This window comes from Streptomyces sp. NRRL S-244 (assembly GCF_000717915.1).
Lineage (GTDB): Bacteria > Actinomycetota > Actinomycetes > Streptomycetales > Streptomycetaceae > Streptomyces.
Genome location: NZ_JOCX01000005.1, coordinates 250,756 through 264,587 on the forward strand (window position 1 = coordinate 250,756; position 13,832 = coordinate 264,587).

At 72.1% G+C, this 13,832-nt stretch carries 14 protein-coding genes; 8 read left to right on the forward strand and 6 right to left on the reverse strand.

Translation table 11 applies throughout. The features are described 5' to 3' along the window. Positions 1-34: 34 nt before the first annotated feature. The gene (locus IF02_RS0108705; protein ID WP_030154990.1) at positions 35-1,789 is read right to left on the reverse strand and encodes an acetyl/propionyl/methylcrotonyl-CoA carboxylase subunit alpha; all 1,755 of its coding nucleotides are present in this window, start codon (positions 1,787-1,789) and stop codon (positions 35-37) included. A gap of 413 nt (positions 1,790-2,202) precedes the next feature. Here IF02_RS0108705 and IF02_RS0108710 point away from each other — a divergent pair, with 413 nt between their 5' ends. Continuing rightward, the gene (locus IF02_RS0108710) at positions 2,203-2,691 is read left to right on the forward strand and encodes a hypothetical protein (protein ID WP_030154992.1); all 489 of its coding nucleotides are present in this window, start codon (positions 2,203-2,205) and stop codon (positions 2,689-2,691) included. Here IF02_RS0108710 and IF02_RS0108715 read toward each other — a convergent pair. The 4 genes from IF02_RS0108715 to IF02_RS0108730 all read right to left on the reverse strand — a co-directional run bounded on the left by IF02_RS0108715 (position 2,672) and on the right by IF02_RS0108730 (position 5,418). Then, entirely contained in the window at positions 2,672-3,289 is a 618-nt protein-coding gene (locus IF02_RS0108715) for a nucleoside triphosphate pyrophosphatase (protein WP_106977249.1), read from the reverse strand. The genes IF02_RS0108710 and IF02_RS0108715 overlap by 20 nt on opposite strands. A gap of 51 nt (positions 3,290-3,340) precedes the next feature. After that, a complete protein-coding gene (gene mmpB / locus IF02_RS35895) occupies positions 3,341-3,472 on the reverse strand; it encodes a morphogenic membrane protein MmpB (protein WP_099889787.1) in 132 nt (43 codons plus the stop codon). A gap of 110 nt (positions 3,473-3,582) precedes the next feature. Next, positions 3,583-3,795, reverse strand: a complete 213-nt coding sequence (locus IF02_RS0108725; RefSeq protein WP_030154996.1) for an acyl-CoA carboxylase epsilon subunit — start codon at positions 3,793-3,795, stop codon at positions 3,583-3,585. A 27-nt stretch (positions 3,796-3,822) separates the two neighbouring features. Next, positions 3,823-5,418, reverse strand: a complete 1,596-nt coding sequence (locus IF02_RS0108730) for an acyl-CoA carboxylase subunit beta (RefSeq protein ID WP_030154998.1) — start codon at positions 5,416-5,418, stop codon at positions 3,823-3,825. A 131-nt stretch (positions 5,419-5,549) separates the two neighbouring features. Here IF02_RS0108730 and IF02_RS0108735 point away from each other — a divergent pair, with 131 nt between their 5' ends. The 5 genes from IF02_RS0108735 to hutH all read left to right on the forward strand — a co-directional run bounded on the left by IF02_RS0108735 (position 5,550) and on the right by hutH (position 11,427). Next, positions 5,550-6,416: a biotin--[acetyl-CoA-carboxylase] ligase gene (locus tag IF02_RS0108735; RefSeq protein WP_030155000.1), complete on the forward strand. Its 867-nt coding sequence runs from the start codon at positions 5,550-5,552 to the stop codon at positions 6,414-6,416. A 143-nt stretch (positions 6,417-6,559) separates the two neighbouring features. Then, complete coding sequence (locus tag IF02_RS0108740; RefSeq protein WP_030155001.1) at positions 6,560-7,744, forward strand: adenylate/guanylate cyclase domain-containing protein; 1,185 nt, start codon at positions 6,560-6,562, stop codon at positions 7,742-7,744. 24 nt (positions 7,745-7,768) lie between these two features. Then, entirely contained in the window at positions 7,769-8,560 is a 792-nt protein-coding gene (locus tag IF02_RS0108745) for an enoyl-CoA hydratase/isomerase family protein (protein ID WP_030155003.1), read from the forward strand. Positions 8,561-8,661: 101 nt separating this feature from the next. Continuing rightward, positions 8,662-9,786 carry a GGDEF domain-containing protein gene (locus tag IF02_RS0108750; protein WP_030155005.1) on the forward strand — a complete coding sequence of 375 codons (1,125 nt, stop codon included), beginning with the start codon at positions 8,662-8,664 and terminating at the stop codon, positions 9,784-9,786. A gap of 99 nt (positions 9,787-9,885) precedes the next feature. Next, a complete protein-coding gene (hutH, locus tag IF02_RS0108755; protein WP_030155007.1) occupies positions 9,886-11,427 on the forward strand; it encodes a histidine ammonia-lyase in 1,542 nt (513 codons plus the stop codon). A gap of 81 nt (positions 11,428-11,508) precedes the next feature. On the opposite strand, the gene IF02_RS0108760 is transcribed toward hutH, so the two are convergent. Further along, complete coding sequence (locus IF02_RS0108760) at positions 11,509-11,883, reverse strand: hypothetical protein (RefSeq protein WP_030155009.1); 375 nt, start codon at positions 11,881-11,883, stop codon at positions 11,509-11,511. A 164-nt stretch (positions 11,884-12,047) separates the two neighbouring features. On the opposite strand from IF02_RS0108760, the gene IF02_RS35410 reads away from it, so the two are divergent. Both IF02_RS35410 and IF02_RS0108770 read left to right on the forward strand, forming a co-directional pair. After that, on the forward strand, positions 12,048-12,335 hold the full coding sequence (locus tag IF02_RS35410) for a hypothetical protein (protein ID WP_234318131.1): 288 nt from the start codon (positions 12,048-12,050) through the stop codon (positions 12,333-12,335). A gap of 147 nt (positions 12,336-12,482) precedes the next feature. Beyond that, a complete protein-coding gene (locus IF02_RS0108770) occupies positions 12,483-13,757 on the forward strand; it encodes a L,D-transpeptidase (RefSeq protein ID WP_030155012.1) in 1,275 nt (424 codons plus the stop codon). Positions 13,758-13,832 lie beyond the last annotated feature (75 nt).

The window sequence follows — 13,832 nt, forward strand, 5'->3', positions numbered from 1 at the left end:
CTGGGGGCCGACTTCGTTCCGTACGGTCTGCGGGTCAGTCCTTGATCTCGCAGATGGTGGCGCCCGAGGTGAGGCTGGCGCCGACTTCGGCGGTGAGGCCGACGATCGTGCCGGAGCGGTGCGCGTTCAGCGGCTGCTCCATCTTCATGGCCTCCAGGACGACGACCAGGTCGCCCTCGTTGACCTGCTGGCCCTCCTCGACCGCGACCTTGACGATCGTGCCCTGCATCGGGGACGCCAGCGTGTCGCCGGAGGCGGCCGGGCCGGACTTCTTCGCCGCGCGGCGCTTCGGCTTCGCGCCGCCCGCCGCGGCCGTGCGGGCCAGGGTCATGCCCAGCGAGGACGGGAGGGAGACCTCCAGGCGCTTGCCGCCGACCTCGACGACGACCGTCTCGCGGCCCGGCTCGTCCTCCGTGTCCTCCGCCGCCGGGGCGGCGAACGCGGGGATGTCGTTGACGAACTCGGTCTCGATCCAGCGGGTGTGCACCCGGAAGGGGTTCGAGATGAACGCCGGGTCGGCGACGACCGCACGGTGGAACGGGATGGCCGTGGCCATGCCCTCCACGTCGAACTCCGCCAGCGCGCGCGCCGCCCGCTGCAGGGCCTGCTCGCGCGTGGCGCCCGTGATGATGAGCTTGGCGAGGAGGGAGTCCCAGGCCGGGCCGATGACCGAGCCGGACTCCACGCCCGCGTCCAGGCGGACACCGGGGCCGGAGGGCGCGTTGAACTTGGTGACGGTGCCGGGGGCCGGCAGGAAGCCGCGGCCCGGGTCCTCGCCGTTGATGCGGAACTCGAAGGAGTGCCCGCGCAGGACCGGGTCGCCGTAGCCGAGCTCCTCGCCGTCGGCGATGCGGAACATCTCGCGGACCAGGTCGATGCCGGTGACCTCTTCGGTGACCGGGTGCTCGACCTGCAGACGGGTGTTGACCTCCAGGAAGGAGATCGTCCCGTCCGTGCCGACCAGGAACTCGACCGTGCCGGCGCCGACGTAGCCGGCCTCCTTCAGGATCGCCTTCGACGCCGCGTACAGCTCGGCGTTCTGAGCCTCCGACAGGAACGGCGCGGGGGCTTCCTCGACCAGCTTCTGGTGGCGGCGCTGGAGGGAGCAGTCGCGGGTGGAGACGACGACCACGTTGCCGTGGGAGTCGGCCAGGCACTGCGTCTCGACGTGGCGCGGCTTGTCGAGGTAGCGCTCGACGAAGCACTCGCCGCGCCCGAAGGCCGCGACGGCCTCGCGGACGGCCGAGTCGTAGAGCTCGGGGACCTCTTCGAGGGTGCGGGCGACCTTCAGGCCGCGGCCGCCGCCGCCGAAGGCGGCCTTGATCGCGATCGGCAGGCCGTGCTGCTCGGCGAACGCGACGACCTCGTCGGCCCCGGAGACCGGGTCCGGGGTGCCCGCGACGAGCGGGGCGCCGGCGCGCTGGGCGATGTGGCGGGCTGCGACCTTGTCACCGAGGTCGCGGATGGCCTGCGGGGGCGGGCCGATCCAGGTCAGGCCGGCGTCGAGGACGGCCTGCGCGAATTCGGCGTTCTCGGAGAGGAAGCCGTATCCGGGATGGATGGCGTCCGCGCCGGAATCGGCTGCGGCCTGCAGGACCTTGGAAATGTCCAGGTAGCTGGCGGCCGGGGTGTCACCGCCCAACGCGAAAGCTTCGTCGGCCGCGCGGACATGCAGAGCGTCCCGGTCCGGATCGGCGTAGACGGCTACGCTTGCGATTCCGGCATCCCGGCAGGCCCGAGCAACGCGGACAGCGATTTCGCCACGGTTGGCGATGAGCACCTTGCGCACGATGGCTCCCTCCTTGAAACAAGCTGAGTTTAGGGACAGCCCACACGGCGTTTCGACCCTTCCCTAGAGGTGACCTTGCCCACACGGAGTGTGATTCGAGTCCACCTCGAGTGAGGAAAGCCCTTGTGGCGCCCCAGGTCAGGGGGATCCCCGACTGCACAGTAACCCCGTCACCCATCCGAGGTCTCTGTTCCCCCGGTCAGCGGGCCCCGGTGATTCTTTGTCGAGTCCCTACGAACGGCCCACACATTCTTTGCGTGATCGCCGGCGAGGGCGCCTCGCGTAACGAAGCTGCCCGGACCCCTTGTCCGTACGTTTACCCGTTAGTAGCCTCCAGGGCGTCGAACAGGCTTGTGGTCACTGTGGGGCCGGGGGACGTGCGGCCGGGGACTTGTGGGGAGGGGTGGGTCGTCGTGGGCGTCGTGCTGCGCAGACTCGTGGCCGGACTGGCCGCGATCGTGCTCGTCGCCGAGGCGGCGGTGCTGGTCCTCGTCCACATCGTGCTGGGCAAGACCACCCACAACCAGTCGATGTCCATCGCGGGCATGGATCCTGATGTCATGTCTGCGGCGACGTACGCGATGGGAGCGGGCATCGGCGCGTTCCTGCTCCTGTGCGCCGTGCTCCTCGCCGTGGCGGCCGTACGCGACCGCGCGCCCGGCACCTTCGCCCGCGTCGTGCTCGTCACCGCCGCCGTCACCCACGGGGTGCTCGGCGCCCTCGCCGTGGGCCTGGTCGGCTGGGGCGCCTTCGCGGTGCTGATGCTGATCCTGTGCCTGCTGGTCCTGGCCCTGATGCTCTACGCGGCCCGGGGCGCGGACCGGGCGGCCTCAGGGGGTGCCCCTGACGGCCGGGACGCCCCGCCCGCGCCGTTCGGGGAGCTCAAGCCCACAAATCCGTGATCGACACGCCCAGTTCGCCCAGCAGGGAGCGCAGCAGGGGCAGCGACAGCCCGATGACGTTCCCGGGGTCGCCGTCGATGCCCTCGATGAACGGGGCCGACAGCCCGTCCAGGGTGAAGGCCCCGGCCACGTGCAGCGGCTCGCCGCTCGCCACGTACGCGGCCACCTCGGCGTCCGTCGGCTCGCCGAACCGGACCGTCGTGGAGGCCGTGGCCGACACCTGACGCCCGGTCGCGGTGTCGATCACGCAGTGCCCGGTGCGCAGGACCCCGGCCCGGCCGCGCATCGACTTCCAGCGGGCGGTGGCCTCCTCGGCGTCCGCCGGCTTGCCGAGCGCCTCGCCGTCCAGCTCCAGCACCGAGTCGCAGCCGATCACCAGGGCGCCCGCGGCCTCGTCCAGGGCCGCCACGACGCCCGCCTTGGCCTCGGCGAGCGCCAGCGCCAGCTCGGCCGGGGTCTCGGCGCTGAGCGCGTCCTCGTCGAAGTGGCTGACGATCACGTGCGGGGCCAGCCCGGCCTGCCGCAGCAGGTTGAGCCGGGCGGGCGAGGCGGAGGCGAGGACGAGGGCGTGGGCCGGGGCCTGGGCAGCAGCAGTCATGCCCGCCATCGTAGGTGCGGCCCTCACGCCCCCGACACGCCCTCGCGCCCGCTAGAAGCCTACGCCCAGCACGTACACGACCACCAGCATCGCGAGGACGACCACCACGGTCATCCGCCGGACCATCGCCTGCGCGTCGCGCATGTCCTTGGGCGGCTCGTTCTTCGGGTCTGACCAGAGCATGCCCCGATCCTGACCCCGCGGACCGGTGTGGCGCCTGAGTACGGGTACTCAGGCGCCACGGTCCGTTCACACCATCTTCACGACCGGACGGGGGCCCGTCCGGACCCCGCCTAACCGGGCCAGTACGTACGGGCCCACGCGCGCGGCCCCGGCTGCGGCATCGTCCGCCGGGCCACCCGGGCCGGCGCCGACCATTCGTCCGCCACCGGCGCGGCGCCGCCCGACGGTGCCGACGCCAGCACCGCCGCGCGCGCTTGGACCACCGCCAGTGCGGCGGCCAGCTCCTCGGGCGTCGGGTTCCCCTTGACGACCTTGATGACCACGGGACTGCCTCCTAGCGTCGTAGCGTCCTAGAGGGGGATGTTGCCGTGCTTCTTCGGGGGCAGGGACTCCCGCTTGGTGCGCAGCTGCCGCAGCCCCTTGACCACGTGGGCCCGGGTCTCCGACGGCATGGTCACCGCGTCGATGTAACCGCGCTCGGCGGCCGTGTACGGGTTCAGCAGCGTGTCCTCGTACTCGGCGATGAGCCGGGCCCGCGTCTCCTCGGCGGTGCCCGCCTCCTCCGCCTCGGCGATGGCGCGCCGGTGCAGGATGTTGACCGCGCCCTGCGCGCCCATGACGGCGATCTGCGCGGTCGGCCAGGCCAGGTTCAGGTCAGCGCCGAGGTGCTTGGAGCCCATGACGTCGTACGCGCCGCCGAAGGCCTTGCGGGTGATGACGGTGATCAGGGGGACGGTGGCCTCGGCGTAGGCGTAGATCAGCTTCGCGCCGCGCCGGATGATTCCGTTGTACTCCTGGTCCGTGCCCGGCAGGAAGCCCGGAACGTCCACGAACGTCAGCACCGGGACGTTGAAGGCGTCGCAGGTCCGCACGAAGCGGGCGGCCTTCTCGGAGGCGTTGATGTCCAGGCAGCCGGCGAACTGCATCGGCTGGTTGGCGACGATGCCCACCGGGTGGCCCTCGACCCGGCCGAAGCCGGTGAGGATGTTCGGCGCGAACAGCGACTGCGTCTCCAGGAACTCCCCGTCGTCGAGCACGTGCTCGATCACGGTGTGCATGTCGTACGGCTGGTTCGCGCTGTCCGGGATCAGTACGTCGAGCTCGCGGTCGGTGTCGGAGACGTCGGTGTCCGCCTCCTCGGGGAAGGCGGGCGGCTCGGAGAGGTTGTTCGACGGCAGGTACGCCAGCAGGGACTTGACGTACTCGATGGCGTCCTTCTCGTCCCCGGCCATGTGGTGGGCCACGCCGGAGGTGGAGTTGTGGGTGCGCGCGCCGCCGAGCTCCTCGAAGCCCACGTCCTCGCCGGTGACCGTCTTGATGACGTCCGGGCCGGTGATGAACATGTGCGAGGTCTGGTCGACCATCACGGTGAAGTCGGTGATGGCGGGGGAGTACACGGCGCCGCCGGCGCAGGGCCCGACGATCAGGCTGATCTGCGGGATCACCCCGGACGCGTGCACGTTGCGGCGGAAGATCTCGCCGTACATGCCCAGCGCGCTGACGCCCTCCTGGATGCGGGCGCCGCCGGAGTCGTTGATGCCGACGAGCGGGCAGCCGGTCTTGAGGGCGAAGTCCATGACCTTCATGATCTTCTGGCCGTAGACCTCGCCGAGGGCCCCGCCGAAGACCGTGAAGTCCTGGGAGAACACGGCCACCGGGCGGCCGTCCACCGTGCCGTAGCCGGTGACGACGCCGTCGCCGTAGGGGCGGGTCTTCTCCAGCCCGAAGGCGGTCGACCGGTGCCGGGCGAACTCGTCGAGTTCGACGAAGGACCCCTCGTCCAGCAGCAGGGCGACCCGCTCACGCGCCGTCAGCTTCCCCTTGGCGTGCTGCTTCTCCACCGCGCGCGCGGACCCGGCGTGAGTGGCTTCGTCGATGCGGCGCTGCAGGTCCGCGATCTTGCCCGCGGTCGTGTGCATGTCGATCGGCTCTGAGGGTTGTGACATCGGGGTCGCGGCTCCCTGTGTGGTGTCAACTGCCTGGTCAATTGATTGACTACTGCTGGCTACTGGTGCGTAGCGTATCGGCGGGCATGGCGCTCGGCAGTGCGGCGTTTGACACACCTACTGTGGGTTGCATGACGCCATCAGATGCATCAGGTGCGGCTTCCACCGGCCGCTGGTCGAGCCTTGAGCGGCCGCCTTTGAGCGCCGCCGCGCTGGAGCGGGCCCTCGTCGCCGGCGGGGGGCTGTGGAGCTCGGTCGAGGTGGTCGCCGCCACCGGGTCCACCAACACCGATCTCGCCGCCCGGGCCGCACGGCTGCCCGAGGGGGCCGTGCTCGTCGCCGAGGAGCAGACCGCCGGGCGCGGGCGGCTCGACCGCAGCTGGGTCGCGCCGCCCCGGTCCGGGCTGTTCTTCTCCGTCCTGCTCAAGCCGGGCGACTCCGTACCGCAGGAGCGGTGGGGGTGGCTGACCCTGCTGGCCGGGGTGGCCGCCGCGACCGGGCTGTCCCGGGCCGCCGGCGTGGACACGGCACTCAAGTGGCCCAACGACCTGCTCGTCACCGTGAACGGCGAGGAGCGCAAGACCGGCGGCATCCTCGCCGAGCGGGTCGGCGAGGGCGTCGTGATCGGGATCGGGCTCAACGTCACCCTGACCGAGGACGAGCTGCCCGTGCCGGAAGCCGGCTCGCTGATCCTGGCCAAGGCCGCCGTCACGGACCGGGAGCCCCTGCTGAAGGCCGTACTGCGCTCCCTGGAGCAGTGGTACGGGGACTGGCGCGCGGCGGCAGGCGACCCGGCCGCCAGCGGGCTCCAGGAGGCCTACGCGGCGGACTGCGTGACCCTCGGCCGGCACGTACGGGCGGACCTGCCCGGCGGGCGCACGCTCACCGGGACGGCGGAAGCGGTCGACGCGGACGGGCGGCTCGTGATCCGTACGGCCGAGGACAAGCACGAGGCCGTGGGGGCCGGGGACGTCGTCCATCTGCGGTCGGTGCGGTAGCCGGCCCGGCGCCGCGGCCACGGCTGCGGGGAGTGGGGAGTGAGCTACGGCACACCTGCCGTATGGTTTAGGCGATCCCGGTCCTCCCGGTGATCACCCGGTTCGGCAGGGCAGTGCGCACGGATATGGACAGGAGGCGGCCCTTGACCGTCGACGACTCTACGTCCGGCGCGTCCGCCCCACGGACGGGTGGTCCGGGGCCGGCCGGCCCCGGGTCCACCGGTCCGGGCACCCCGATCGGGCGCGACCAGCACACTCCCCACCACGAGGTGGACCACACCGCACAGCCGACGGCGGACCCGCTCGCCATCCGGCTGGAGCAGCTGATCCTGGGCGCGGAGCGGCGGTACACCCCGTTCCAGGCGGCCCGCAGCGCCGGTGTCTCCATGGAGCTCGCCTCCCGCTTCTGGCGGGCCATGGGCTTCGCGGACATCGGCCAGGCCAAGGCGCTGACGGAGGCCGACGTACTGGCGCTGCGCCGGCTCGCGGGCCTGGTCGAGGCCGGGCTGCTGAGCGAGCCGATGGCCGTGCAGGTGGCGCGGTCCACGGGGCAGACCACCGCCCGGCTGGCGGAATGGCAGATCGACTCCTTCCTGGAGGGTCTGACGGAGCCGCCGGAGCCGGGAATGACCCGTACGGAGGTCACGTACCCGCTGGTCGAGCTGCTGCTGCCGGAGCTGGAGGAGTTCCTCGTCTACGTGTGGCGCCGCCAGCTGGCGGCGGCCACCGGGCGGGTGGTGCAGGTGGCGGACGACGAGGAGATGGTCGACCGGCGGCTCGCGGTGGGCTTCGCGGACCTGGTCGGCTTCACGCGCCTGACCCGGCGGCTGGAGGAGGAGGAGCTCGGCGAGCTCGTCGAGTCCTTCGAGACGACCTCGGCGGACCTGGTGGCCGCGCACGGCGGCCGGCTGATCAAGACGCTGGGCGACGAGGTGCTGTACTGCGCCGACGACGCGGCGACGGCGGCGGAGATCGCGCTGCGGCTGATCGAGACGATGGAAGCGGACGCCCAGATGCCGGAGCTGCGCGTCGGCATGGCGTTCGGGACGGTGACGACCCGGATGGGCGACGTCTTCGGGACCACCGTGAACCTGGCCTCGCGGCTGACGTCGATAGCGCCGAAGGACGCGGTGCTGGTCGACGGCGCCATGGCGGAGGAGCTGGGGCGGACGGGCGCGGCGCCGGTCTCCGAGAAGGAGGCCGAGGCGGAGGAGGGCGGCGGTGCGTACCGCTTCGCGCTCCAGCCGATGTGGCAGCGGCCGGTGCGCGGTCTGGGGGTCGTGGAGCCCTGGTCGCTGACGCGGCGGAAGCCTAAGATCCCCGGGTAACGTTCGTTAACCGGGAGGGTCGCGGTGGTCGCTGTGTCTGAGTTCGTGGCTGTGCGCCGTCATGAGGACGGGGTCGCGGAGCTGGTCCTGGACCGGCCGAAGGCGATGAACGCGGTGTCGACGGAGATGGCGCGGGCCATCGGCGACGCGTGCGCGGAGCTCGCGGCGGACGCGTCGGTACGGGTGGTCGTGCTGTCGTCGGCGGTGGAGCGGGCGTTCTGCGTCGGGGCGGACCTCAAGGAGCGCAACTCGCTCTCGGACGCCGAGCTGGTGCGGCAGCGGCCGACCACGCGGGGCGCGTACGGGGGCGTGCTGGAGCTGCCGATGCCGACGATCGCGGCGGTGCACGGGTTCGCGCTGGGCGGCGGCTTCGAGCTGGCGCTGGCGTGCGACGTGATCGTGGCGGACGAGACGGCGGTGGTCGGGCTGCCGGAGGTCTCGGTGGGCGTGATCCCGGGCGGCGGCGGCACGCAGCTGCTGCCGCGGCGCGTGGGTGCGGCGCGGGCGGCGGAGCTGATCTTCACGGCGCGGCGGGTGGAGGCGGCGGAGGCGCTGTCGCTGGGCCTGGTCGACTCGGTGGTCCCGGCGGGCACGGACCGGGCCGAGGCGCTCGCGCTGGCGGCCCGTATGGCGGCGAACTCCCCGGTGGGCCTGCGGGCGGCCAAGCGCGCCCTGCGCCTGGGCCACGGGATGGACCTGACGGCGGGCCTGGAGATCGAGGACGCGGCCTGGCGGACGGTGGCCTTCTCGGGGGACCGCGCGGAGGGCGTGGCGGCGTTCAACGAAAAGCGCCGCCCCAACTGGCCGGGCCGCTAGGCACCGGCGCGCGGGTTCGAGCCGGGCCGCCGGCCGGTGGCTCCGGGTCGAAGATGGCGGCGATTGTCGGCAAATCTGACAAAACTCCCTAACCTGGGGTGATGGGAGTCGACGGGCGGCTGCGAGCCGTCGTGGGGCTGGCGCAGGCCATGGCAGCCGCATGCGCACCGCGGGACAGCGTACGGGCCGCGGCCCGCGGGGCCCGGCTCGCGATGGACGGCTCCTTCGCCGCGATCTCCGCCTGGGAGCGTGAGCGCGGCCGGCTGCGCGTGCTCGTCAACGAGGGCGGGCTGCGGGGCGGGGAAGAGGAGTTTCCCGAGGACGAGTCCTATCCCGTCCACGACTTTCCCGAGATCACCGAGTTCCTGCACGAGCGGTGGGTCGGGGGCGGCGGGCCGCACGCCTGGGTCGAAGGGGCCGGCGGCGGCCGCCCCGGGCGGCGCGGCGAGGCCCTGCGCCGCCGCGGCCGCGGGACCTGCGTCGTCGCGCCCATCGTGCTCAGCGGCCGCGCCTGGGGCGAGCTGTACGTCGCCCGCGACGCGGGCCTGCCCGACTTCGACGCCGATGACGCCGAGTTCGCGACCGTACTGGCCGCCGTCGTCGCCGCCGGCCTCGCGCAGAACGAGCGGCTGGAGGAGGCCCGCCGCCTCGCCTTCACCGATCCCCTGACCGGCCTCGCCAACCGGCGCGCCGTCGACATGCGGCTCGACGAGGCCCTGGAGGAGCACCGGCGCGCCGCCGCCGTGGTCAGCCTCGTCGTATGCGACCTGAACGGGCTCAAGAAGGTCAACGACACCCTCGGGCACGCCATGGGCGACCGGCTGCTGGAGCGGTTCGGGTCGGTGCTCAGCCTCTGCGGGGCCATGCTGCCCGGCGCGCTCGTCGCCCGGCTCGGCGGTGACGAGTTCTGCCTGGTCAGCGTCGGGCCCCCGGCCGACGAGGTGGTGCGGGTCACCGAGGAGCTGTGCCTGCGCGCCGCCGAGCTGGAGCTCGGGGAGGGCGTGGCCTGCGGGGTGGCGTCCACCGGGGACCCGATCGGGCCCGTGAAGTCCTCCCGGCGGCTGTTCCGGCTGGCCGACGCCGCCCAGTACAAGGCCAAGGCCGCCCGTTCCCCGAAGCCCGTGGTCGCCGGCCGCGACACCGCCGTCGTCCGGCTGGCCGATGCCGCTGCCGCTGCCGCGCAAGAGGTGCCGGGGGAGCGGCGCCGCTTCCGTGGCCGCCCTTGACCCGCTCCCGCGCCGGGGCGGCGTGGCGCTTGCCGCGCGAGGTGCGCGTGAAGAGGGGTGACATGAAGCGATTCAGTCCGTAGGGTGCTGAATATGGATATGCACACTGTCGTGGTGGGGACCTCCGGGACCACCGCCGAGGACGTCATCGCCGTCGCCCGCGGCAACGCGCGGATCGAGCTGTCCGGCGAGGCGCTCGCCGCCCTCGCCCGCGCCCGCGAGATCGTCGACGCCCTCGCCGCCAAGCCCGAACCCGTCTACGGGGTGTCCACCGGCTTCGGCGCCCTCGCCTCCCGGCACATCAGCCCCGAGCTGCGCGCCCAGCTCCAGCGCAACATCGTCCGCTCGCACGCCGCCGGCATGGGCCCGCGCGTCGAGCGGGAGGTCGTGCGCGCCCTGATGTTCCTGCGCCTGAAGACCGTCGCCTCCGGCCACACCGGCGTCCGGCCGTCCGTCGCGCAGACGATGGTCGACGTGCTCAACGCCGGCATCACGCCCGTCGTCCACGAGTACGGCTCGCTCGGCTGCTCCGGGGACCTCGCGCCGCTCTCGCACTGCGCGCTCACCCTGATGGGCGAAGGCGACGCAGAGGGTCCGGACGGGGTCGTGCGACTCGCCGGCGAGCTGCTCGCCGAGGCCGGGATCCAGCCCGTCGAGCTCAAGGAGAAGGAGGGCCTCGCCCTCCTCAACGGCACCGACGGCATGCTCGGCATGCTGGTCATGGCCCTCGCCGACCTCGACAAGCTCTACAAGTCCGCGGACATCACCGCCGCGCTGACCCTCGAAGCGCTGCTCGGCACCGAGAAGGTGCTCGCGCCCGAGCTGCACGCCATCCGCCCGCATCCGGGCCAGGGCGCCTCCGCCGCGAACATGGCCGCCGTCCTGAACGGCTCCGGGCTCACCGGGCACTTCCAGGAGGAGTCCGCCCCGCGCGTGCAGGACGCGTACTCGGTGCGCTGCGCCCCGCAGGTCGCCGGCGCCGGCCGCGACACCATGGCGCACGCCGCCCTCGTCGCCTCGCGCGAGCTGGCCTCCGCCGTCGACAACCCGGTGGTGCTGCCCGACGGGCGCGTGGAGTCCAACGGCAACTTCCACGGCGCGCCGGTCGCGTACGTCCTGGACTTCCTGGCGATCGCGGCGGCCGACCTCGGCTCCATCGCGGAGCGCCGCACCGACCGGCTGCTCGACAAGAACCGCTCGCACGGGCTGCCGCCGTTCCTGGCGGACGACGCCGGTGTCGACTCCGGTCTGATGATCGCCCAGTACACGCAGGCCGCCCTGGTCAGCGAGATGAAGCGGCTGGCCGTGCCGGCCTCCGCCGACTCGATCCCGTCCTCCGCCATGCAGGAGGACCACGTCTCGATGGGCTGGTCGGCCGCACGCAAGCTCCGTACCGCCGTGGACAACCTGACCCGGATCATCGCGATCGAGATGTACGCGGCCACCCGGGCCATCGAGCTGCGGCACGGGCTCACCCCGGCTCCGGCGAGCCGGGCCGCCATCGCGGCGGCCCGGGCGGCCGGTGTGGAGGGTCCCGGGCCGGATCGTTTCCTCGCCCCCGACCTGGCCGCGGCCGACGCGTTCGTCCGCAGTGGCGGCCTCGTCGCGGCGGTGGAGCCGGTGACGGGCCCGCTCGCCTGAGTCGTACGCGTACCGCGAAGGGCCGCTCCCGGGAGTCCGGGGGCGGCCCTTCGGCGTGTGCCCGTACGCGGGCTGCGGGCGTTACGCGCGCGAGCGGCGTACGGAGTAGGTGACGAACCCGGCCCCGAGGCCCAGGCAGAGCGTGCCGCCCAGCAGGTACGGGGTGGTGTCGATCCCGCCGGTGTCGGCGAGCCCGAGCGGAACCTGGCCGGCGCTCTGGGCGGTGTCGCCGGAAGCGTCCGGGGAGTTCGGCACCAGCGTGGTCACCGACCCGGTACCCGCGGTGTTCGCGGACTCCGGCGCGGCGGAACCGGAACCAGAACCGGAACCGGAGGACATGGAGGATTCGGACCCCGCGGACCCCGGTGCCGTGGCGTTCGCCGAGGGCACGAACCAGAGGGCGGCGAGGAGGCTGGTCGCCCCGAGAGCGGTGAGCAGCGGTCGACGTGCGGACACGGTGCGATCCCCCTTGCGGACGCAGCGAATTGGCCGTGTGCGGTGATGCTACGGACAAGGGCGGGTCGTGGGAAAGTCGGGGCTGCCGCGGGCTTACGCTCCGTCGTATGAACCCTTCTGACACATCACGATACGTCCGGCTTCGAGTGGATTTGGTGCTGGAAGTGCCCGACGTCGACGCGCTCACCGGCGCCGCGCTCGCGCACATCGAAGCCGACGAGTTCATGCCGGACGAGGAGCGCGGCCACGCCGAATCGGCGGTACGGGAAGACGAATCGGAGGCGCTCGCGTACCTCGTCGACCCCACTGACCTGGTCGCGGACATCCCCGGGGTGGAGCTGGCGCAGGCCTCCTGGAGCAGCGAGCCCGTCGAATACGACCCCGAGTCCATGGAGTGGGACCTGGGCGAGGAAGATGGGGAGTACGACGAAGAGACGACCGACAACGCCTGACCGTGTGGTTGCCCACATTCAAACGGGATGTGGAACCGATCCGGGCCTTCAACGCGTTGACTGGTGCGAGGCAGGGGGCGTGTCTCCCTGCCTTGATCGGGGCACCGCCCGGCGCTGGCCGGGGGAAGCTCGGGGGTTCTGGCAACGATGGAGTGGCGTGTGAGGACGGACAAGAAGCGGCGGAGAAGGTCCCTGGTGGCCATATCCGCCGTACTCGGTGGCGTGCTGGTGCTCTCGGCCTGCGGTGGTGGCGACGAAGGCAAGGCCAAGGGCGGCGACGCGAGCGGCAGCAAGTCCCAGTCGGACGTGGACGCGGCCGCGGCCAAGGACGCCTCCAAGGCCAAGATCACGATAACGCCGAAGGACGGCGCGACCAATGTCGGCCTGAACGACGCGACCAACGTCGCCGTCGCCGACGGCACCCTCACGGCGGTCGAGCTGAAGACCTCCGAGGGCACGGCCGTGGCCGGCAAGATAGCCGCCGACGGCAAGACCTGGAAGCCGGACGCCGCGCTGAAGCGCTCCACGAAGTACGTCCTGGCCGCGACCGCCAAGGACGAGGCCGGCAAGGAGGCGCACGAGAACGCGTCCTTCACCACCGTCTCCCCGGAGAACAGCTTCGTCGGCTCGTTCATACCGGACGACGGCCAGACGGTCGGCGTGGGCATGCCGGTCTCGATCACGTTCAACAAGCCGATCAAGGACCAGAAGGCGGTCCAGGCGGCGATCACCGTCAGCTCCAGCAGCGGCCAGGAGGTCGTCGGGCACTGGTTCAGCGCGCAGCGCCTGGACTTCCGCCCCGAGCAGTACTGGCAGGCCGGCTCCACCGTCACGCTGAAGCTGGCGCTGGAAGGCGTGCAGGGCGCCCCCGGCGTCCAGGGCGTGCAGAACCGGACCGCCACCTTCAAGATCGGCCGCAGCCAGGTCTCGACGGTCGACGCGAAGACGAAGAAGATGACCGTCACCCGGGACGGCGCGGTCCTCAAGACCATCCCGATCTCGGCGGGCTCCCCGGAGAACCCGACGTACAACGGCCAGATGGTGATCTCCGAGAAGTTCAAGGAGACCCGGATGGACGGCTCCACTGTCGGCTTCAAGAACAGTGAGGGCAAGGGCGAGTACGACATCAAGGACGTCCCGCACGCGATGCGGCTGTCCCAGTCCGGCACGTTCATCCACGGCAACTACTGGGGACCGGACTCGGTCTTCGGCAGCGCGAACACGAGCCACGGCTGTGTCGGTCTGAACGACGCCCAGGGTGCCAACGACCCGAACCAGCCCGCCGCCTGGTTCTACGACAACTCGCTCATCGGTGACGTGGTCACGGTGGTCAACTCGCCGGACAAGACCATCAAGCCGGAGAACGGCCTCAACGGCTGGAACATGAGCTGGGCGGACTGGAAGGCCGGAACGGCCTCCTGACCTCCGGCTTCGACCGAACCTCGCGGATGGCGGGGAGCCCCCGGAAACGGCGGGCTCCCCGCCATCCGTCGTGAC